General features: G+C 62.7%; 22 protein-coding genes. 1 reads left to right on the forward strand and 21 read right to left on the reverse strand.

Translation table 11 applies throughout. The features are described 5' to 3' along the window. Positions 1 to 309 precede the first annotated feature (309 nt). Complete coding sequence (cysE, locus tag ACP15R_RS00055; RefSeq protein ID WP_424984315.1) at positions 310 to 1,113, reverse strand: serine O-acetyltransferase; 804 nt, start codon at positions 1,111 to 1,113, stop codon at positions 310 to 312. Between cysE and ACP15R_RS00060 the strand changes: the two genes are divergently transcribed. Then, positions 1,112 to 1,345: a hypothetical protein gene (locus ACP15R_RS00060; protein WP_424984316.1), complete on the forward strand. Its 234-nt coding sequence runs from the start codon at positions 1,112 to 1,114 to the stop codon at positions 1,343 to 1,345. The genes cysE and ACP15R_RS00060 overlap by 2 nt on opposite strands. A gap of 202 nt (positions 1,346 to 1,547) precedes the next feature. Here ACP15R_RS00060 and ACP15R_RS00065 read toward each other — a convergent pair whose 3' ends face one another. The 20 genes from ACP15R_RS00065 to fabF form a co-directional block, all read right to left on the reverse strand. Then, positions 1,548 to 5,498, reverse strand: coding sequence for a baseplate multidomain protein megatron (locus ACP15R_RS00065; RefSeq protein ID WP_424984317.1), 3,951 nt, complete (start codon positions 5,496 to 5,498; stop codon positions 1,548 to 1,550). A 2-nt stretch (positions 5,499 to 5,500) separates the two neighbouring features. Next, the gene (locus ACP15R_RS00070; protein ID WP_424984318.1) at positions 5,501 to 5,941 is read right to left on the reverse strand and encodes a hypothetical protein; all 441 of its coding nucleotides are present in this window, start codon (positions 5,939 to 5,941) and stop codon (positions 5,501 to 5,503) included. Further along, positions 5,938 to 6,825 (reverse strand): DUF2163 domain-containing protein, encoded by an 888-nt coding sequence (locus ACP15R_RS00075; protein ID WP_424984319.1) that lies wholly within the window; start codon positions 6,823 to 6,825, stop codon positions 5,938 to 5,940. Before ACP15R_RS00075 ends, ACP15R_RS00070 begins: the two co-directional genes overlap by 4 nt. After that, a complete protein-coding gene (locus tag ACP15R_RS00080) occupies positions 6,825 to 7,457 on the reverse strand; it encodes a phage distal tail protein, Rcc01695 family (RefSeq protein WP_424984320.1) in 633 nt (210 codons plus the stop codon). Before ACP15R_RS00080 ends, ACP15R_RS00075 begins: the two co-directional genes overlap by 1 nt. Positions 7,458 to 7,481: 24 nt before the next feature. After that, entirely contained in the window at positions 7,482 to 8,141 is a 660-nt protein-coding gene (locus ACP15R_RS00085) for a phage tail tape measure protein (RefSeq protein ID WP_424984321.1), read from the reverse strand. After that, positions 8,134 to 8,337 (reverse strand): rcc01693 family protein, encoded by a 204-nt coding sequence (locus ACP15R_RS00090; RefSeq protein ID WP_424984322.1) that lies wholly within the window; start codon positions 8,335 to 8,337, stop codon positions 8,134 to 8,136. The genes ACP15R_RS00085 and ACP15R_RS00090 overlap by 8 nt, the downstream gene beginning before the upstream one ends. Beyond that, the gene (locus tag ACP15R_RS00095; protein ID WP_424984323.1) at positions 8,334 to 8,654 is read right to left on the reverse strand and encodes a gene transfer agent family protein; all 321 of its coding nucleotides are present in this window, start codon (positions 8,652 to 8,654) and stop codon (positions 8,334 to 8,336) included. Before ACP15R_RS00095 ends, ACP15R_RS00090 begins: the two co-directional genes overlap by 4 nt. Before the next feature lie 4 nt (positions 8,655 to 8,658). Next, positions 8,659 to 9,072 (reverse strand): phage major tail protein, TP901-1 family, encoded by a 414-nt coding sequence (locus ACP15R_RS00100; protein WP_424984324.1) that lies wholly within the window; start codon positions 9,070 to 9,072, stop codon positions 8,659 to 8,661. Positions 9,073 to 9,097: 25 nt separating this feature from the next. Further along, positions 9,098 to 9,511 (reverse strand): DUF3168 domain-containing protein, encoded by a 414-nt coding sequence (locus ACP15R_RS00105; RefSeq protein ID WP_424984325.1) that lies wholly within the window; start codon positions 9,509 to 9,511, stop codon positions 9,098 to 9,100. Beyond that, entirely contained in the window at positions 9,508 to 9,846 is a 339-nt protein-coding gene (locus ACP15R_RS00110; RefSeq protein WP_424984326.1) for a head-tail adaptor protein, read from the reverse strand. Before ACP15R_RS00110 ends, ACP15R_RS00105 begins: the two co-directional genes overlap by 4 nt. Beyond that, positions 9,843 to 10,442, reverse strand: coding sequence for a head-tail connector protein (locus tag ACP15R_RS00115; protein ID WP_424984327.1), 600 nt, complete (start codon positions 10,440 to 10,442; stop codon positions 9,843 to 9,845). Before ACP15R_RS00115 ends, ACP15R_RS00110 begins: the two co-directional genes overlap by 4 nt. A 168-nt stretch (positions 10,443 to 10,610) precedes the next feature. Continuing rightward, the gene (locus ACP15R_RS00120; protein WP_424984328.1) at positions 10,611 to 11,792 is read right to left on the reverse strand and encodes a phage major capsid protein; all 1,182 of its coding nucleotides are present in this window, start codon (positions 11,790 to 11,792) and stop codon (positions 10,611 to 10,613) included. A gap of 36 nt (positions 11,793 to 11,828) precedes the next feature. Beyond that, complete coding sequence (locus ACP15R_RS00125) at positions 11,829 to 12,386, reverse strand: HK97 family phage prohead protease (protein WP_424984329.1); 558 nt, start codon at positions 12,384 to 12,386, stop codon at positions 11,829 to 11,831. A gap of 33 nt (positions 12,387 to 12,419) precedes the next feature. Next, a complete protein-coding gene (locus ACP15R_RS00130; protein WP_424984330.1) occupies positions 12,420 to 12,833 on the reverse strand; it encodes a hypothetical protein in 414 nt (137 codons plus the stop codon). Beyond that, complete coding sequence (locus ACP15R_RS00135) at positions 12,826 to 13,125, reverse strand: hypothetical protein (protein ID WP_424984331.1); 300 nt, start codon at positions 13,123 to 13,125, stop codon at positions 12,826 to 12,828. Before ACP15R_RS00135 ends, ACP15R_RS00130 begins: the two co-directional genes overlap by 8 nt. Continuing rightward, positions 13,109 to 14,299, reverse strand: coding sequence for a phage portal protein (locus tag ACP15R_RS00140; protein WP_424984332.1), 1,191 nt, complete (start codon positions 14,297 to 14,299; stop codon positions 13,109 to 13,111). The genes ACP15R_RS00135 and ACP15R_RS00140 overlap by 17 nt, the downstream gene beginning before the upstream one ends. Before the next feature lie 120 nt (positions 14,300 to 14,419). Continuing rightward, entirely contained in the window at positions 14,420 to 15,634 is a 1,215-nt protein-coding gene (locus tag ACP15R_RS00145; protein WP_424984333.1) for a DNA-packaging protein, read from the reverse strand. A 79-nt stretch (positions 15,635 to 15,713) separates the two neighbouring features. After that, positions 15,714 to 16,043: a hypothetical protein gene (locus ACP15R_RS00150; RefSeq protein WP_424984334.1), complete on the reverse strand. Its 330-nt coding sequence runs from the start codon at positions 16,041 to 16,043 to the stop codon at positions 15,714 to 15,716. Positions 16,044 to 16,404: 361 nt separating this feature from the next. Continuing rightward, complete coding sequence (gene mltG, locus ACP15R_RS00155; RefSeq protein ID WP_424984335.1) at positions 16,405 to 17,559, reverse strand: endolytic transglycosylase MltG; 1,155 nt, start codon at positions 17,557 to 17,559, stop codon at positions 16,405 to 16,407. Further along, positions 17,559 to 18,824, reverse strand: coding sequence for a beta-ketoacyl-ACP synthase II (gene fabF, locus ACP15R_RS00160; protein WP_424984336.1), 1,266 nt, complete (start codon positions 18,822 to 18,824; stop codon positions 17,559 to 17,561). Before fabF ends, mltG begins: the two co-directional genes overlap by 1 nt. Between the last annotated feature and the right edge of the window lie 103 nt (positions 18,825 to 18,927).

The raw sequence follows: 18,927 nt of genomic DNA on the forward strand, positions 1-18,927 counted from the left end.
CGATGGGCAATTCGAATGTTGCCAAGGGCCAAAGAGACAGGCCGGGGCAAACTCGTCCCACCGGGTTGGCGCGTCTTCGATCGTAGCGACTTCCGGTGGGCCGACCTCACGAATCCGGCTGATCATTGCTTAGCGATAGAAAACTCGCAGCGCAAGATCCCACGATGGTGTTGTTGCTGGAAGGTCACCGGTTTCGTAGGCGATTAAGGAACAAGGGAAAATCTGGCTTTCCCCTGCCCATTTCATCACCCGGTCCGCGATCCATGGCGCCAAATTTTGCCCCCGTGCATCAAGCAGCAGAGACCGGCGTCAATCCGGAAACATCTGATCCATCGAGATCGACGGCTGGTCACAACCGGCCTCGCCGACGATCTTGGCGGGAATGCCGGCAACCGTCTTGCACGGCGGAACATCGGTCAAAACCACCGATCCGGCCGCGATACGGCTGCAATGGCCGACACGAATATTGCCAAGCACCTTGGCCCCCGCCCCGATCAGAACCCCGTCTTCGATCTTGGGGTGGCGGTCTTCCTCTTCCTTACCGGTGCCGCCCAACGTGACCGAATGCAGCATCGAGACATTATCTCCGACGACCGCGGTCTCGCCAATCACGATGGAATGCGCATGGTCGATCATGATGCCCTTGCCGATCCGCGCAGCCGGATGGATGTCGATACCGAAAATTTCGGAAACCCGCATCTGGAAAAAATACGCGAGATCATGCTGGCCATTCTCCCAAAGCCAATGGCCGACGCGATAGGCCTGCATGGCCTGATACCCCTTGAAATAGAGGATCGGTTGCAACAGGCGGTGACAGGCTGGGTCGCGTTCGAACACGGCAACCAGATCGGCGCGCGCGGAATCAACCAGCGCTGGCGATTCCTCGTAGGCCTGATCAGCAATCTCGCGCAGGATCGCCATGGACATCTCGTTGGAAGACAGCTTGGCCGAAATCCGGTAGGACAGCGCTTTTTCAAGCGTCTTGTGGTGCAGGATACAGGCGTGAATCAACCCGCCCATGAGCGGCTCATCCTGAACCGCCTGCCGCGCCTCACGATTGATACGGTCCCAGACAGGGTCGACAGGTGACAGTTTTCTGCGTGTTTCAGCCATGGCATCGCTTCCTTTTCCACGTCTAGAATACGCATCTAACCACGCAAAAGCAAAACGCAAAGCCTTGATGCGGTATATTCAGGAAATGAATGAAAAGGAAAAACCGCGGATCGCCGCCCGGGTCCGGCGGTTGGGGCGTGCCCTCAAAAAGCAGCCCACCTGCCTGCGCGTGCCGGAAAATCGCTGCGCCCGGCCAGGTATTCAACAGCTATCAGGGGCGTTTCCCGATTGATGAATGTCGAGGCGCAGAACTTTGGTCGCGGCCAACAAAGACCTTATCAGTTGACCCCGACAAAACGCCCCCGGCGCGGTTCGTTTGGCGCGTGATCCGATCAGGCCTCCGTCTAGGCGCCCCGCACTCCGAACACCCGGTGTGCGAGGCGGCAGAGCTCAAAACGCATACAGCAACTGGTCAACCGGGGGAACCCTGATGCCTAAGCCTCCACTTGGTCATCGCTATCCATCAGGTCAAAGGATGCAAACGGGCCAACACCATAGCGCACCGACACCTGCGCGACTTCGAACCGCAAGGGCAAGAGGGCGGCGTCGGCGGTCTGCTGCGCTTGCGTATAGGTCCATGCCGGTGTTCCAACCGTGACCTCCCGTAGCAACTGTGTACCGTTCCACATCCGAACCACGTAGGATTCGATCTCTTCACCCATCGGAACTTCGGGCAAGTCCCAACCGTCTCCGTCAATGCGCGTGCGTCGGACCCAACGAAGGGCCAGGTCCCCGTTCGCGGCCTGTATCGCCCCGAGATGGCAGGGCGCATAGGGCCGCAGCCCGTTGCCGTCGAAGGCCTCGACAAGGTGCACATAGGACGGATCATCATATCCCCGCGCCGCTGATCCAACCCGATAGTGGCGGGCAACGCGCCGATGCGCGCTCGCCAGGTCAATCTGAGCGGGGGTTCCATCCATCAGAACAAACCACGACCCCGCAGGCCAGTTTGCGGGCATGATCCCGTCACTGCCACCCTGCCCGCGCAGCCGCTGCCTCAGCAGATAGGTATCCTCGGCGATCAATTCGGCATCCTGGAACTGGAACAACTCCCAATTGCCGCTGGTTCCATCTCCGATTGCCGCCAGGTTCGCACCGTTCAGGATAGCGGATCGTTCGCGCGACTCGAGCGCCCCGCTCAGCAACCGGACCTGAAGAGCCGCGCCCATATCCCAGACCCCCGGCCGAGATCGAACCAACGCAGTTTCCGTCAAGCCCACGATCGACCGGGCGGCAATGATATCGCTCAACGCATAGCTGTCATCCGAGGATGAGCCATACAGCGCGACAGATCCTGGCCATGGCGTCGCGGTCACCGCAAGATGCGGGGCGTGTTCAACCTCATCCCCTCGCATCAGGGGCAGGTCCATGAACAATGGCTGAACGGGCACAGGCGCGGCAAAGGGTTTGATACCCGGAATATCGTCCTGCAACGCCGCGGTCTTGTAGATGTCGCGCTCGATCCTCACGGCGTCCAGCAGTTGCAAATCCGACTGCTCGACCCGGTCGATCCGATACAACGCCTCCGCCCCCATATCACCCGTGTCGATGCGCACGACATCGCCGGCCCCCAGATGCATCAGCGACGGTGGCAACGCAAACCGGGCCGCCTCGCGCGAAACGCGTGCTTCTGCCAGCCACCGTTCGGCCACCTGCCGGCCTTCCGAACGGGTCATCGCGATCTGGAGATCCGAAGACGTGACCGAATGCGTTGCCGTATCCGCCAGGACCGCTTCCTCGGCGACGATATCATGATCCGCCCCCGACTGGATAAAGCGCAGCCGTACACGTCCGCTCATCTCGGCTTCGGCCTCGCGCCGAAGCTCGACGGCATCATCCAACTCGCTGGACGTGGCGAGATCCTCCGCATCCAGAACATGCGGACGCACCGCGCCCCGCATCACAAAGCGCAGAACGCCATCGCGTTCGATCGCGTCGAAACCATAACGCAGCATCAATGGCTGAAGCGCCGCACGCGCACTGGTCACGTCTTCGACGGCATAGCCGCGCACCACGCCGAACAGCTGCGATGTGTCGATGTCGTTCACGCCGGATCGGCGGCAAATCTCTTCGACTACAGATGCCAGGGTCCGTGCCCCCGCCCGTCCATTCAGCCAATGCCCCCGCGACTGGATCTCACCGTCGCTCCACAGGTCCAGGTTGTTCGGAAAGGTCGGGTAAGGTCGCGTATCCCACGCCCAGACATAAGCATTGCCCAGATCGATCATCGCATCCTCATAGACCTCGGACACCGGATTATGCTCCGGATCGCCCCAATAGGTCAGCATCGCGCGCAGGTATTGCAATTGGATCAGATCGTCCCGTGATCCGTCCGAATACTTGGGCAGAGAGGATTCCGACGATCTCTTGTCGAGAAACTTGTTGGGCTGATTTGTTCCCTTGTCGATCGCGGCACATCCCAGTTCGGTGAACCAGATCGGCTTGGACGCTGGCAGCCACGCGGTCGGGTCCGGCTGCCGGACGCCGCCAATACGCTCGTGATGCGGGTTTTGCCACCAGTTCCGGATATCCTTGTAACGCCAGACCCAGGGTTCGCCATGATCCCCGTCCTCGATCGGCGTTCTGATCTGCGCGGCCTCGGCTTCCGGCGAATGGTAAAACCAGTCATAGCCTTCGCCGCCTTCGATATTCGCCGCGAGATAGTCCGGATTGTAGATGCTCTCCCAATCGGCATCCGCATGCGCATCGCCATCACGCCAATCCGACAGCGGCATGTAATTGTCGATCCCGATGAAATCGATGTTCTCATCCGCCCAAAGCGGATCGAGATGAAAATACCGATCCCCGCTGCCATCCTGCGGCTGGTAGCCGAAATACTCGCTCCAATCTGCGGCATAGCCAATGCGCGTTTCGGGCCCGACCAAGGTGCGCACCTCGGCGGCAAGCGCCTGGAATTCCGCAACCGCCGGAAAACCCGCCGCCCCGCGTATCTGGGTCAGCGCCCGCATTTCCGACCCGATGCAAAACGCATGAACGCCCCCTGCCGCCGCACATAGCGCCGCGTAATGCAGAATGAACCGGCGCAGCCCCCATTCCTCGGGGCCGCTATATTCCACGGCTCCGTCCACGACCGAGAAATCCGATGCCCGTGCCGTGCCGAAAAAGCTTGCAACTTCCGCATCCGCCAATGCGGTCCCGTCAGGGCTACCGCTCTGGCCCGGCGCCGTTGAAAGGGTTATTCGCCCACGCCAGGGCAAGGCCGGCTGATCTTGGGCAGACGTCCATGGATCTTCCAGCCCGTTGCCGCTTGTCTGCTCCATCAGGATAAAGGGGTAAAACATCACCCGCTGCCCCTCGGCATTCATATGGCGGATAGCCTGGATCACCGATTGATCGGCGGGTGTCCCCCCATATATCGGCCGGTCATCCTCAAGTTCGATCTCATCGGCCGTCGCGCGGTCCAGACCCGCGACCTGCCAGGGCATGTTTCCGCCCTCGATCGCGGCCCGTTCGATCTTGGGCTTTACTTCGCATTGCCCACAACGCAGATCGCTGCCGAACCACGACGCCACGAGCGATACCGACCGGCAAGCAGGGAGCTCCGTGCGCAGCGCCTCAATCGAGGTTAGGAAATCCGTTTTGCCCGAGCGGCTGTTGGAATTCGCCGCCCAGTTGCTTCCCGGCCCCTTGGTGTAATGCACCGCCGAGGTGGCCAAGGCATATTCACCCGTTCCCGGGATCAGTGCCGCGCCCTGAACCAGCTGCGCCAAATCCGTTTCATAGGTGCTCGACTCCGCCTGTTCAGGCCGCAACACCTCGAACGAAAACTGCGGAATCCGGTTGCCGAACTGCCCCAGCGACACACGCTCGAGCACCACATACGCCGTGCCCCGGTATGCAGGAACAAACCCCGCGCCCTCGATCGCCTCGATCAACGGATCGGGCAATTGGTCGTCGGTGCCGGTATAGACCCGCATGTTCAGATCCCGCGGCGCAACCTCTTCGCCGTCTACCCAGACCCGCCCGACACCGGCGATTTCCCCCTCGCAAACGGCGATCGCCAACGACACGCTATAGCTGAAGCTGGTGATCTCCGGCGAACTCGGGCTCCCCCCCTTGCCGCCGCCGCCGGATGTGCTGCGCCGCTCCAGAAAATCCGACGCCCAGATCACCTGACCGCCCACCCGCATGCGTCCAAAGACCTGTGCAACCGGATTGCCATCGCCCGATTGGGTCAACCGGAACCGATCCACCCGCCCGGTCTCGACCGCCTCCGAGCCCTGGCCCAGCAGACGTTGATCGATCACTTGCCCAAGCGTTGCCCCGACGGCCCGCCCGATTGCAACCGAAGAAAGCCCGGCAACGGTCCCACCGACCGCACCGCCAATAGCCGCACCAACGGCCGAAAGAAGAATCGTCGCCATGACTAAGCCTCCAAGGGAAATTTGAAACGTGCGACCACGCGCCGCCGCCAGGGATCGCTCAGCCGGCTTTCGACCACCCCGTACCGTTCATAGGCATGTATGAATGCTGCCGCCTCGCCGATCTCGGACACGATACCCAGATGTTTCGCAACGGCCCCGCTGCGCATCCTGAACAGGATGACATCGCCAATCTCGACGCGACCGGCCTCGCATGGCTGTTCGCAAAGGTGCCGCGTTGCCGCCTGCCAGAGGCGCTCCTGCCCCTGTGGTTCGGACCAGTCCATGGAATAGGCGGGCGGGATCTCGGGTTCCCCGCCCATGATCTCGCGCCAGACTCCGCGCACGAGCCCCAAGCAATCCGTCCCTGCCCCGCGACAGGCGGCCTGGTGCCGATACGGCGTCCCGATCCAGCCGCGCGCGGCCTTTACAATGATATCGCTCATCTGCGGCTCCCGCCGGTATTCCTGCGGCTCTGCTTGGGCACCGCCATTACCCAATCCTCCGAGGGCAGGTCCGGAAATCCCTGAAAGTTCAAAATGTTGTTGAACTTCAGGCGACAGGTTTCCATGCGCTTGTCACAGCCCGCGTCAAGGCGCACCACGTCGCCGTAATTGATCGCCGCCCGGATCGGCTCCCACAGCTCGATCTGCCGCGTGTTGCCGATCACGTGGTCCTGCCGGATCATTCCCCACAAGCCCTGCGCCGCACCGCTCAGAACCGTCAGACGCCCGCGCAGGAACCACCCCGGCTCAAACTCATCCATTCCGCTCCACGCAAAGCTGCGGCCATCGGAAATCTCCTCGACCGCACGCTCATCCCGGTACCCGGGCGTATCGAGCGTGAAACGGCAGGACCCGTCACCCAGAACCGCGGTGCAGGGTTTCTGGTAAATCCGCCCCATGGGCCGGTTCAGGTTTTCCGTCAAACCGCGCAATTCCGCGTGAAACGCGCCACCGACCCGTCGCAACTCTCCGATCGAACCACTAAATTGCAGCCACCGGGTGTCAACATCGGCCCAGTTCACCAGCCAGGCCCGCACCTCGGCCCCGTCAAAACGGCCGGCATCGATATCCTCGGCCTTGACCGACGCATCGCTCAGGGCACCGAGCGCCTCGGTATTGTCAACCGAAAGGCCGGTGCTCTGTTGCAACGCGAGGGCCGACAGGCCGCTATCGGCCTTGAACTGCACATCCTCGAATTCCAGCGCAACATCGTGATCCGTGAACCCCAGAACAACGCCGTCCTGCCGGGTAATCGCCCAGCATCGACACAGGGTCGTCAATCCGGTCGCGACATGCGCCCTGAACGCCTCATCCATTCCCGCCATCAGACACGGACCTCCACAACCGGAACGTTTGGAACATCGCCTGCCTGGAAACTGGCCACGCTGGTCTGGATTCGGTCGGTGTCAAAGCGAACCGGCACATCGAATTCAAATCCCGCCATGATGCGCATGGTGCTCGCGGGCGGCTTGTCGAACCGCACGACGCCGGTGGTCAGATCGATCTCGTAATCCACTGTTTCACGCATTTCATCCTGCTCGATGCCAATACGCACGGTGCCCGCAACCGGTTTGCTGATCGGGCGTTCATAGGAAAACGCGCCCGACCTGTAGGTCTTGACCAGCTGGAATGCCGTCTGCACCCCGTCCGCCGTGGCGATCACCTGGTCATCGAACGCCGTCTCGGCCGAGGCCCGGCCCGACTTGAAATCGGACCAATCCTTCCAGCGGAATCCGAACATCTGCCCGTGACGTGCCTCGAAAAAGGCAATCAGGGTTTCGACATCGTCCAATGAGCGCATGCCAAGACCCGCATCATAGCGCCGCCTGGAATGGGCCCAGGGCGTGTTGCGCTCTTCGAACCCGTTGGCCAGCGTCACCACATCGGTGCGCCGCTCCGGTCCGCCGACCGAGCCAAAGCTCAGCGAAGCCGGGAATCTCACCTCGTGAAAGTTCATCCTGTTCTCCCCTTGTCGTCCGAGTTACCGGTTGCGATTTCCACGGCTCAGCGCCCGGCTCATCTGGGCCGCGATCTGGCCCTGGCTTCGGTTGAACCCCTGCACATCCGGTGTGGAAATGTTCATCACGACGCTGACCGCACGACCGCCGGCGCTGCGCACGCCCAGCTTGCCATCCGCGCCACGCGCCAGGGGCATGATCGCTTCGGGTCCCGCTTCGCCCATCAACCCGGTTCCGCCCCGCATCGGAAAAGTCACCGGCCCGGACACAACCCCGCCATTTGCAAAGGGCATGACGCGCCCCTGCGAAAAGCTCCCGCCATCCGCAAACGGCAAAAGCCCCTCGACTATCCCGTTGACCCCATCCGCCAGCAGCCCGCCGAAATGATTGGCCACCGGTTTCACCGCCGCCGAATAACTGGTCTGGATCATCGACTTTGCAACGGTTTCCAGCGCGTCCGACAGCTTCATTCCATCAAACACCAATCCATCAAACGCGCGCCGCAACCCCTTGGACATGCCGCGTTCCAATGTCGAGACATCCTTGCCCGTCGCCGACAGGGCATCGCGGACCCGGCGCAGCTCGCTGTCAAAACCCGCAGCCATGTTGGCCGCCGCCCCAAGGCTGTCCTCCAGCGCTTCCGCCTGGTCTTCGAGATTGGCTATTCCATCACGATCACTCATCGCCCTCTCCTCGTTGCCTGTCCGGATACGCCTCCAAAAGCGCCTCCAGCCCGCTGCGCGACAGGGCGGAACTTGCCGCACCCTGTCCCAGCATCAGCCGCAATTCCGCAGGGGTCAGCTGCCAGAACTCGTCCGGTCGCAACCGCAGCCCCTGCACACCGGCCCGCATCAGCGCGGGCCAGTCGAACCCGCTCATGTTTCGCCGGGCACCATGAAGGCCCGCGCCAGCAATTCCGCCGCCACCCGCGCCGCCTGCATCGGGCCGCCCTCGATCTCGGCCCGTGCCAGCTCCCCCGCACTCAGCTCGACTCCGCCTCCGCGCAGGCCCGCCGCCAGCAGCGCCATCACGTCACGCATCGAAAACGACGAATTCTCGAACCGCTCGACCAGGGCCACCAGCGATGGCGTCTCAAGCACTTGTTCCAACTCGGCCAATGCCCCAAGCGTCAGCTTCAGCACCCGCCGCTGCCCATCGATGACCAGGGCCACCTCTCCCGTCCACGGATTGGCCATCGGATCACAGCGCCGTAAAGTTCAGCGCACCGGCGCTGGCCATCGACATCTCGTATGTCGCCTCGCCGTTGTGACTCCCGGCATATTCGATGGCAGTCACCTGGAACGGTCCCTGGACAATGCCGAATTCCGGGATGACAACCTGGAAACTCGGGGTCTCGCCATCAAAGAACAATTGCCGCGCGCGCTCGTCCGTGCCCGCGTCCTTGAACACGCCCGATCCCGAGATGGCAGCGGATTTGACTCCCGCCCCCGAGAGCAATTCGCGCCATCCCCCCTGGCTTTCAAGGCTGGTGACATCCACCGTTTCGGCGTTAAAGCTGACACGCGTCGCGCGCAGCCCCGCAATGGTTTCAAACAGGCCATCGCCGGTCATGTCGACTTTGACCAACAGGTCTTTTCCGTTCTGGGCAGCCATATCGTATCTCCGAAAATATCAGTATTCAGTTGTCTTCGAGCCGGGCGCGAAACCGCAGGTCGATCTGCCTGATGCGCCCTGCCGTACCGGTCTTGCGCGCCTGGGCCCGCTCGAACCACAGGCCGATCACGCGGCCCCGGCTCAGGGTCGGACGGGCATCGGACAGGGCATCGCTCACCGCGCCCGCAACCTCCTTGGCCACGCCAAAGCCCGCGGCCGAGCTGACCACCGAAACGGTAAAGCGATGTTCCGCCCCCGTCCCGGCGGCATCCGAGCGGTCGCGAACCGTCTCGGTGCCCAGCGTCACGTAAATCTCGGGCAGCTCGCCCTCGGGCACCGCGTCGAACACCGCCGCCCCGACCAGCCCGCTGACACCGGGATCGGCCAGCAGGCGTTGATAAACCGCCGCCTGTAGCGCACTCGCCATTGCATAGCTCATGCCACGACCTCCTCGTCCGCAAAACATGTCAGATAGCGGCCATCGCTATCGCGTTCGGCCACGGCCCGGATCACGAACAGGCGCGCGCCTTCGCGAAATCGCTGGTTCGGCATCGGGCGGGCCGCCGACCCGTTCGGCGCGGCGCGCACCACGATCCGGTAGCCAACCGACGAAACCACCACGCCGGCTTCGTTCCGTTCGCGCCCCGACCGGGCCTGGACATCCGCCCACAGCTCGCCCAGCACGTCCCAGCTCTCGGAAAACCCGCCGGCGCCATCCGGCACCCGGCGCGGCGCCTCAAGCAGCAGCTTCCGGCCAAGATGCACCCCGCTCATCGCGCCACCCCGACGCCGATGCGCATCGTGCGATAGCGCTGGATCAGGCTGCTCACGCCAAAGGGCATGCTGCCGTCGCTCAGCGATGTCTCGTTGCGATGTTCATAGTAATGCGCCGCAAGCAACATCACCGCCTGGCCAAGATCGGCGGGCAACCCGCCCCAGCTTTCCGCAAAACCCGCCGTAAAGGCGATGCGTACCGAGCCACCGGTCTTGATCATCGGCAAAAGCGACCCCGCCGGACGCAGGCGCGGGCGCTGGCTGTCGGGCTCCAGGCGAAACGCGTCATGCGCCAGTTCGGATTCCCTGTCGATCTCGTCGATCAACAGCACCTCGTTGATGGCGCGCACCGGGGCCACCGGCAAAACCTGTCCCGCGCGATCGCGCCAACCGGTCAAGGTCCAGGTGAATTCGCGGGAAATCAGAACCTTGCCGGTCCGTGCCTCGATTGCCGCGATCGCCGCCCGCAGAAAACAGTTCAGAACCCCGTCCTGAAGGCTCTCATCGCCAAACCCGGTTCCCAGCCGCAAATGCGCCCTGAATTCTGCCACCGGCAGCGCCGCGTCGGGCACGGTGGTCTCTTCGATCAACATCATCATTTCACTCCGCAAGCTCGGACCCCTCCGGGCCAAATCGTTCTGTCTTGATGGACGCGCGCCGCTTCACATTGCTCGGACGGAGGGGAGCAGCTAGACAACATGAAGGGTCTCGTGTGGCGCGCGCCCACCGCGGGGCCGGTCAATTGGCCCCGCGTCCGGCACGGTTTAGGACGTGCCGAATTTCAGCAACTTGATCGCGGCAAAGTCGGACACGTCGCCGCCGACGCGCTTGGTTGCATAGAACAGAACATGCGGCTTGGCGCTGAACGGATCGCGCAGCACGCGCAGATCGGGGCGCTCGGCAATCGTATAGCCGGCATTGAAATCACCAAAGGCAATCGAGAACGACCCGCTCGCCGCATCGGGCATGTCCTCGGCGATCACCACGGGATACCCCATCAGACGCGCGGGCTCGCCCGCCGCAAGACCATCGGACCACAGGAACCGGCCATCCGCATCCTTGAGCTTGCGCACCAGGCCGGCGGTCTTGGAATTCATCACAAAGGTGGCGTTGGCGCGATACTGCGCCCCCAGGGCATAAACCAGGTCGACAATGGCGTCGCCGGGGCCGACATCGCCGTCCACACCGCTGGCAACATAGCCAAGGCTGCCCCAGGCCCAGTTGTCGTTCTCGATCGTCGCATGGCTCAGAACGCCACGCGGCTTGTCAACGCCATCGCCGGAAACGAACGCCGCCGCCTCGGCGCGGGCAAACTTGTCGGCGATGCGCGACGCCAGCCAGCCCTCGATGTCAAAGGCGCTGTCATCCAGCAGCCGCTGGCTCGCCTTGGGCAGCGCGCTCAGCTCGTGCAGCGGGATGGTGATGCGGTCGATCTGCGGGGTATCGGTCTCGGCCTGCGTACCGGTCTCGGTGGCCCAGCCCGCGCCAACATCGGAATGGTCCACCAGCACGTCAAAGCTGGTCGCCTCGACATTCACCACCGAGGCGATCGAACGCAGCGACGCCGTGGAATGCAGCACCGACTGAACCGTTTCCGAGGTCTGCGGATCCACCAGGTAACCACCGTCGCTGTTGACCGCCGTGGTCATCGACTTGCCCGCCAGCTCAAGGCCGCGCAGACCATCGTCATCGCCGCTGCGCAGATAGGCGTTGAAGGCCTTCTGGTGCGGTGCGGCTTCCTCGGTTGCAGCGGACAGGCGCGGGCGTGCCGCGAGTTGTGATTTACGATCCAGCATGGTCAGTCGCTCTTCTGTTTTCTGAAGTTTCATATTCATCTCGCTTTGAAAGCCCTTGAATTCGCTTACGAAGCCGGCCATCGCCTGCTTCACCTCCCGAACCAGGGGCGCACCTTCCTGGGCCGTTTCCAGCCGCTCGGTATTGCTCATCGGAACATCCTGTCTAAGGGTGAGAAATTGGCGCGTTCAGCGGCGCGCCAGGTCCAGCCGCGCACTCTCCAGTGTCGCCGCCAATTCGCGCAGAACGGTTTCGGTCGTCAGCGTATCGCCCTTCGCCGCCACCCGCGCACTGGGCAGCATCGGAAAGGTCACCAGCGACACCTCCCAAAGCTCCAGTTCCGTCAAGAGCCGTTGGCCCTTGTCTGTCTTGCCTGCCTTCGTCGTGCGATAGCCGATCGACAGCCCGTCAATGGCCCCCGCCTCGACCAGGGCCGCCGCCTCGCGCCCCTTCTGGGTACTGTCCAGCAACCGCCCCTTGACCCAAAGGCCCCGGTCATCCTCGCGCACCTCGTCCCAGACGCCAATCGGCTGGGCCGGGTCGTGCTGCCACAGCATCTTGACTCGCCGGCCGGTCGCCTCGAGGGCGCGGATCGAAGCCCGATAGGCCCCCTTCTGCACCACGTCGCCACCCTGATCGACCTGCCCGAAAAGGCTGGCATATCCCGCGATCACGGCACCCTCTGTGACGCTCAGCGCGTCCCCAAAGCGGGCAAACTTGTGTTCAAGACCAAAGTCCTGCGTCATGACAAATCTCCTTGATGATATCCGCCGGCCCGCTCAGCCGTCGTGGAAGGTCGAAATCGTGATCCACAGCGGGTGGCACCGGTGATAGACATAGGCCTGGCTGCGCTCGAGGCTCTGAAGCCCCCGCACCAGCCAGGGGCCGGTATATTGCTCGCCCGTCGGTCGCGTTCGCGGCGACTGGTCGGCATCGGGTTCAAAATCCACCACCAGCCGCGTGGCGTTCTCGTACCAAACCAGCGCCATGAACTCGCATTGGCGCACCTTGCGAAACGCCACGAAAAAGCTGATCCCGTCGCTGGATTCATGCGGCTGGCTGATGCGGGTGTCACGCACCACCGGAAACAACCGGCTCTCCAGCCACGGGCCGACACCAAAAACCGCCGGTGTCAACGCCAGGCAAATCCCCACCGTCAAAGCGGGTCCACTGATCCACTTCGTATTAAACATTCAAGATATTTCCCTGCATCACGAATGACATGAAACCGCCGAGAATGGCCGCGATGATAAGCCAGACCAGACGCGAAATATGCCCGTCGATCTTGTCCAGGCGCCGGTCGATCTGGTTGAACCTGGCCTCCATGAACTTGCGTTTTTCTTCGTTCACGGCCCGATCCGTTTCTATGGTTGCAATCGCCGCTTCAACCGCCACCACCCGCTTTTCCAGCTGGTGCAGCATCGAGCTCATCCCATCAATCACGGCAAAGCCGCGCGGAGTGTCGGAGTCATGGGGTGCCGTCATCTGCAATCCCCTGTGCCGGCAGTCCGAGCAGCGACCGCTTTTCCGCGTCACTCAGGAATTGCGCCTGTGACACCCGTTTCCACTGTGCGTCCCGCTCTGCTGACAATGCAGGCACCTGGTCGAGATCCGGTTTCAGCTCGAACACCTCGCCGGTGAACTGCGACAGCCAATCGCTCAGCGCCGACGCAACACGTGTCGCCAGCGGCAGCACCGTCAACCGGTAAAACGCCCGGTTTGCCTCCTGGTAATTGGCATAGGTCGCGTCCCCCTGGATCCCGATCAGCATCGGGGGCACCCCGAACGCCAGGGCAATCTCGCGCGCCGCCGCCTCCTTGGTTTTCTGGAATTCCATGTCGCTCGGAGAAAAGCCCATCGGCTTCCAGTCAAGCCCCCCTTCCAGCACCATCGGACGTCCGGCATTGCGCGCACCCTGGTAATTCGCCTCGATTTCCTCGGACAGGCGACGATACTGGTCATCCGCCATCGCCCCGTGCCCGTCAGAGCTATTGAACACCAGCGCCCCGCTCGGACGTGCCGCATTGTCCAGCAACGCCTTGGACCACCGCGATGCGCTGTTGTGCACGTCCACCGCCATTGCCGCCGCCTGCATCGGCGAGAACCCGTAATGGTCATCCTGCGGATGGAACGATTTGACGTGACAGACCGGCGAAACCGACCCCGCGGCGTCAAATCGATGCTTGCGCCCGCCCACGCTGTATTCATAAGCCACCGGCCAGCCATCCGTGCCGGGCACAACCTTCATCCGGTCCGAACGCAGCACATGCAGTTCCAGCGGCAAGCCGTCTTCGCCACCCACCGCCTCGACATAGGCATTGCCCGACAACAGCAGCTGGCCGAACAGCGCCTCCATCAACTCGGCCCGACCCTGCGCCGCGTTGGGTTGCCGCACCAGGCCAAGAACCGGATGCGCATCATAGCGTTGATGCTGGTCCTGCAAGACCAGAGGCAGCGCCGCCGCCGCCTCGGCAATCAACTTGACCGACCGGAACCCGACCGGGTTTCCGGAAAAACCCGTTCGCGTCAACGAAACTGTGTCGCGCGGGCTCCAGGCCACGCGCCCTGCCGAGTGATAGGCGACAACCGGTCCTGTCGCGCTTGCCTTGGTATTCGGCACCTCGGTCTTTGCGCCGCGGCGCAAGAAATCAAAAACCATTCCCGATGCTCCTGTTTGATCTGAACCGCGCGCCATTTCCGCGCCGCCGGGTTGTTGGCGACCTTTCTGACGTGGCTTTGGTAAAATTCTAAAAACCCACCGTACGGTGGTCCGGCTCCGCTACAGCGACCGCAGGCGCGGCCGACGATAGGCCGCCGCCGGGGCAATCAACAGATCGTGCAGGGCCCAGACCAGCGCATCCACACGGTCCGGCGACCCCTGCCCCTCGTATCCGCGTGGTGTCATCAGGCACATCTGCTCTTCCAGATCGCCCAGACCCCGCAGATGGCGCACGCGGCCCTGCTCGTACAAGGCGGCCACCGGCTCCGCCCGCGCCACCTTGCCCCGCGACGCATGAACCGCCTTGAACGGAACCAGCGGGTCCACCTGCCTGAGAACCTCCTCGACAAGCTGCCCCCCCTGGTTGACCTCGGCCACCAATCGCTCGGCACCGAACCGCTCCATGGCCATGATCGCCGCACGCGCCCAACCGGCCGGCCCGACACCCTGCACCGTACAATCGGCCAGCACACAAGCCCGCCAATCCTGTGGCGGCCCGTCGGTTTGCGCTCCGACCACCACGATCCCGCATTCGTCCGCCGCAGCCCCCGCGCTCACCGACGGGTCCAGCGCGACAACCACCCGGTCAAAGGCCGGTGCAGTCTCAATCCGCGCGGATTGCAGCATCTCCGTCGTCCACAACGCACCCTCCGCATCCGCCAGCAACACGCCGTCCAGTTCCTGCCTCCCCAGACGCGTCCCTTCGTAACGGCTGCGCACCTCCTCAAGGAAACTCGCCGCCAGGTTGGCCCGGTTCGCCTCGGTCGGAGCATGCGTGACAACCGTGGAAGACGCGGCCAATAGCTCTTTGAGAACCCCCACATTCCGTGGCGTCGTCGTCACGCAGACCTGCGGCAATTCCCCAAGTCGCAATGCAAACTGCAACATGTCCCAGGTCTCGCGCGCCTTCTTCCACTTGGCCAGTTCATCAACCCAGGCCGCATCGAATTGCGGCCCGCGCAATCCTTCAGGATCATGCGCCGAAAACACCTGCGCCACCGCGCCGTTCGGCCAGACCAGCTTGCGTTCGGAGGATTTCCATTGCGGCCTCCGATCCGGCGGCGAACAGGCCAGGATACCGCTGTCACCAAACACCATGACATCCCGCACCTGATCATAGGTCTCGCCAACCAGGGCCACGCGCTGCTTGGCTCCCGGGTCCAAAGGGCGCGCGCCCTCGACCTGGCTACGCACCCATTCCGCCCCGGCCCGGGTCTTGCCCGCACCGCGCCCCCCCATGATGACCCAGCTTCGCCAGCCGCCCGCAGGCGGCAACTGGTGCTCCAAAGCCCAGAACTCGAAAAGAAAAGGGAGCGCAAAAAGCGCTCCCTCCCCAAGTCCGTCCAAAAAGCCTTCACGAACCTCGGCTGTCTCTGATGCGAGCCAGACGGCTCCCGATCTCAGATCGGGCGGCGTCGAGGTCCAGGGCAAAGCTTCCCTGCACGATTCCCGCTTGTTTTCGATAATGTTCGTCAAGGCTCATCTCCACTCTTCGGCAGCTGCTGATAAGCTTTTCCGCCTCCAGCAAGTCTCTGCTGCCAGCCACAAGGTTTGCATCCTCCCCGGCCTCAAGCTGCAGTCGCAAGTCTTCCGCCCGCTTGCGCAAACTCAGTATCGATTCCTCAAGCGACCGCAGAATATCAGCCGACCGAGAAATGCGTTCCTCCGGGGTAATCAAAGTCATGTTTGCTCTTTTGCCTCATGCGTGAAAATTCTCCGCACGAGAGACACGAAAAAACGGCCCAGGGGTTACCCCCGAGGCCGTTGCCCACGTCTTCTAGCATGACACAACCTATACGTGAGACCGTGCGCAGAGTCAAGTCCAGGCCATCGGCCGGGCCTATTAACAGTTTGTTATCAATAGTAAATCAACAATTGCATTCGAGCCGTGCCGCAAGGCCGTTTTAACGGCCTTGGGCAACGCGAATTGAAATTCGCGTTGCAAAACGTCTTTCAAGACGTTTTGTCAAAGCCGCTTCACAGCGGCTTTGCATCCGGCAACCTCGTGAGTATCCAAACCAACCTTGTCGCATCACGACACACGCTCAGTTGTTCTGCCGTTGCGCCTCAATCTCACGCCATTTCGCAACGTTGCGATTATGCTCTTCGAGCGTCTCTGCAAAGGCATGTCCTCCCGTGCCATCCGCAACAAAGAACACATAATCGGTCAGCGCCGGGGCCACGGCGGCTTCCAGGCTCGCCATTCCCGGATTGGCAATCGGCGACGGCGGCAACCCATCGATGACATAGGTGTTCCAGGGCGTGTTGCTGCGGAGCTCGCTTTGTCTCAATCCTCGCCCCAGCACACCCTGCCCCTTGGTCAGCCCATAGATCACCGTCGGATCGGTTTGCAGCCGCATACCCCGGTTCAGGCGATTGACGAAAACACTTGCCACCTGGCCACGCTCTTCCGCAATCCCGGTTTCCTTTTCGATGATCGACGCCAGGATCAACATCTCCTCGGGGCTTGCAATCGGCAACCCCTCTTGCCGGCTCTCCCATGCGGCCGCAATCCGCAATTCCTGCACTTGTTGCATCTGCGCAAGCAGCGCCGTCCGGTCGGCACCGGACACTACTTCATAGCTGTCAGGGGCCAGCATGCCTTCATCCGGTCGTTCGGTGATCTCGCCGCTCAATACATCGATGGCATTCAGCGCCTCGACGACCTGCCAGCTGGTCACCCCTTCCGCCAGGGCAATACGATACCGCGTATCCGCATCGGCGCGTTTCGCCACATAGCCCTCGGGAGCCTCCTCGGTAACCGGATCAAACGCGGCGATTTCGACGAATTGATCCGTCGCCGGGTCAAGCTCGCGCACGCGGGCCTCAGTGCGGGTGACGCCAACACGATAGACGATCTCGGTACCGCAGGTGCTGGCCCCGCCGCGTGTCAACTGATCGACGATCTGTTCCATCGACGCGCCCGGCTTGACCAGGAAACTCCCGGCCTTCAGCTGGCTCGCCTTTTCGCTGTAATCCGCACCCAACCGGAAAATCGTCGCATTGCTGACCGCGCCCTGTGTCTCGAGATCACGGCTGACCTTGCCCATGTTCGAGCCACGCTCGACCCGCAGGCAGATCGCCTCTGACAGCGGCCCCTGGACCGTGTACTGGGATTTCCCCCACAGCACGACACCCACCGCCAGGAACAGCCCGACGACCAGGAATGTCAGCATGTTCGAGGCGAGACTACGCCACATCAGCCAACTTTCCCAAAGACGACGCTCGCATTGGTGCCGCCAAACCCAAAGGAATTGGACAGCGCCACGTTGATCTCGCGTTCCCGCTTGGCGTTGGGCGCCAGGTCGACCAAGGTCTCGACCGCCGGATTGTCCAGGTTGATCGTCGGCGGTGCCACCTGGTCACGGATCGCCAGGATCGAGAAAATCGCCTCGATCGCGCCGGCCGCGCCCAACAGGTGCCCGGTCATCGATTTGGTGGATGACATCGTCACCTTCGACGCCGCATCCCCCATCATCCGCTCAACCGCGTTCAATTCGATGGTATCGGCCATGGTGCTGGTGCCATGCGCGTTGATGTAATCCACATCCGCAGGCGTCAGCCCCGCGCCCTCAAGCGCCGCGCGCATCGAGCGTTCGGCACCATCGCCGGTCTCGGACGGTGCGGTGATGTGATAGGCATCGCCCGACAGGCCATAGCCCAGAACCTCGGCGTAAATCCTGGCCCCGCGCGCCTTGGCATGCTCGTATTCCTCGAGCACAACAACGCCCGCGCCCTCGCCCATCACGAACCCGTCGCGATCGGTGTCATAGGGGCGGCTCGCGGCCTGCGGATTGTCGGCATACTTGGTGCTGAGCGCCTTGCAGGCATTGAACCCGGCAATCCCGATCTCGCAAATCGCCGCCTCGGCACCGCCCGCGATCATCACGTCCGCATCCCCATGCTGGATCAGGCGGCTGGCATCGCCAATCGCATGCGCCCCCGTGGAACAGGCCGTCACCACCGAATGGTTCGGCCCCTTGAATCCGAAGCGGATACTGACCTGCCCGGAAATCAGGTTGATCAGCGCCCCGGGGATAAAGAACGGCGACACCCGGCGCGGTCCCTTTTCCTTGATCATCACGGCAGTGTCGGCAATCGAGCTCAGCCCGCCAATCCCCGAGCCAAGCATGACCCCGGTGCGCAGCCGGTCGGCCTCATCCTCGGGAGTCCACCCGGCATCGCGGCAGGCCATGTCGGCGGCGGCGATTCCATACAGGATGAAATCGTCGATCTTGCGCTGCTCCTTGGGGGCCAGCCAGTCATCGGCATTGAAGGTACCGTCGCTGCCGTCACCCTTGGGCACTTCACAGGCATAGGTGGTCGAAACCCCGCTTGCGACCGCATCGAATTGCTGGATCGGACCCGCGCCCGACTGTCCGGCCAACAGCCTGGACCAGCTTTCCTCAACCCCGCTCGCCAGCGGTGTCACCAGCCCCAATCCGGTTACGACTACTCTGCGCATGACTGTCTCTTGCCCCTTTTGCCATTGCGCACCGCTCTTACCCTGCACCGGGGTACCGGGGCAAGAGCACAGCGCATCACGAGGTGGCACCTTTCCGCGCTCC

The sequence above is a fragment of the Microbulbifer sp. S227A genome (genome assembly GCF_049800935.1).

Bases quoted from the DNA above. Each gene is read 5' to 3' on its own strand.
- ACP15R_RS00060 (WP_424984316.1), top strand. From the start codon at position 1,112: ATGGCATCGCTTCCTTTTCCACGTCTAGAATACGCATCTAACCACGCA.
- cysE (WP_424984315.1), bottom strand. From the start codon at position 1,113: ATGGCTGAAACACGCAGAAAACTGTCACCTGTCGACCCTGTCTGGGAC.
- ACP15R_RS00065 (WP_424984317.1), bottom strand. From the start codon at position 5,498: ATGGCGACGATTCTTCTTTCGGCCGTTGGTGCGGCTATTGGCGGTGCG.
- ACP15R_RS00070 (WP_424984318.1), bottom strand. From the start codon at position 5,941: ATGAGCGATATCATTGTAAAGGCCGCGCGCGGCTGGATCGGGACGCCG.
- ACP15R_RS00075 (WP_424984319.1), bottom strand. From the start codon at position 6,825: ATGGCGGGAATGGATGAGGCGTTCAGGGCGCATGTCGCGACCGGATTG.
- ACP15R_RS00080 (WP_424984320.1), bottom strand. From the start codon at position 7,457: ATGAACTTTCACGAGGTGAGATTCCCGGCTTCGCTGAGCTTTGGCTCG.
- ACP15R_RS00085 (WP_424984321.1), bottom strand. From the start codon at position 8,141: ATGAGTGATCGTGATGGAATAGCCAATCTCGAAGACCAGGCGGAAGCG.
- ACP15R_RS00090 (WP_424984322.1), bottom strand. From the start codon at position 8,337: ATGAGCGGGTTCGACTGGCCCGCGCTGATGCGGGCCGGTGTGCAGGGG.
- ACP15R_RS00095 (WP_424984323.1), bottom strand. From the start codon at position 8,654: ATGGCCAATCCGTGGACGGGAGAGGTGGCCCTGGTCATCGATGGGCAG.
- ACP15R_RS00100 (WP_424984324.1), bottom strand. From the start codon at position 9,072: ATGGCTGCCCAGAACGGAAAAGACCTGTTGGTCAAAGTCGACATGACC.
- ACP15R_RS00105 (WP_424984325.1), bottom strand. From the start codon at position 9,511: ATGAGCTATGCAATGGCGAGTGCGCTACAGGCGGCGGTTTATCAACGC.
- ACP15R_RS00110 (WP_424984326.1), bottom strand. From the start codon at position 9,846: ATGAGCGGGGTGCATCTTGGCCGGAAGCTGCTGCTTGAGGCGCCGCGC.
- ACP15R_RS00115 (WP_424984327.1), bottom strand. From the start codon at position 10,442: ATGATGTTGATCGAAGAGACCACCGTGCCCGACGCGGCGCTGCCGGTG.
- ACP15R_RS00120 (WP_424984328.1), bottom strand. From the start codon at position 11,792: ATGAGCAATACCGAGCGGCTGGAAACGGCCCAGGAAGGTGCGCCCCTG.
- ACP15R_RS00125 (WP_424984329.1), bottom strand. From the start codon at position 12,386: ATGACGCAGGACTTTGGTCTTGAACACAAGTTTGCCCGCTTTGGGGAC.
- ACP15R_RS00130 (WP_424984330.1), bottom strand. From the start codon at position 12,833: ATGTTTAATACGAAGTGGATCAGTGGACCCGCTTTGACGGTGGGGATT.
- ACP15R_RS00135 (WP_424984331.1), bottom strand. From the start codon at position 13,125: ATGACGGCACCCCATGACTCCGACACTCCGCGCGGCTTTGCCGTGATT.
- ACP15R_RS00140 (WP_424984332.1), bottom strand. From the start codon at position 14,299: ATGGTTTTTGATTTCTTGCGCCGCGGCGCAAAGACCGAGGTGCCGAAT.
- ACP15R_RS00150 (WP_424984334.1), bottom strand. From the start codon at position 16,043: ATGACTTTGATTACCCCGGAGGAACGCATTTCTCGGTCGGCTGATATT.
- mltG (WP_424984335.1), bottom strand. From the start codon at position 17,559: ATGTGGCGTAGTCTCGCCTCGAACATGCTGACATTCCTGGTCGTCGGG.
- fabF (WP_424984336.1), bottom strand. From the start codon at position 18,824: ATGCGCAGAGTAGTCGTAACCGGATTGGGGCTGGTGACACCGCTGGCG.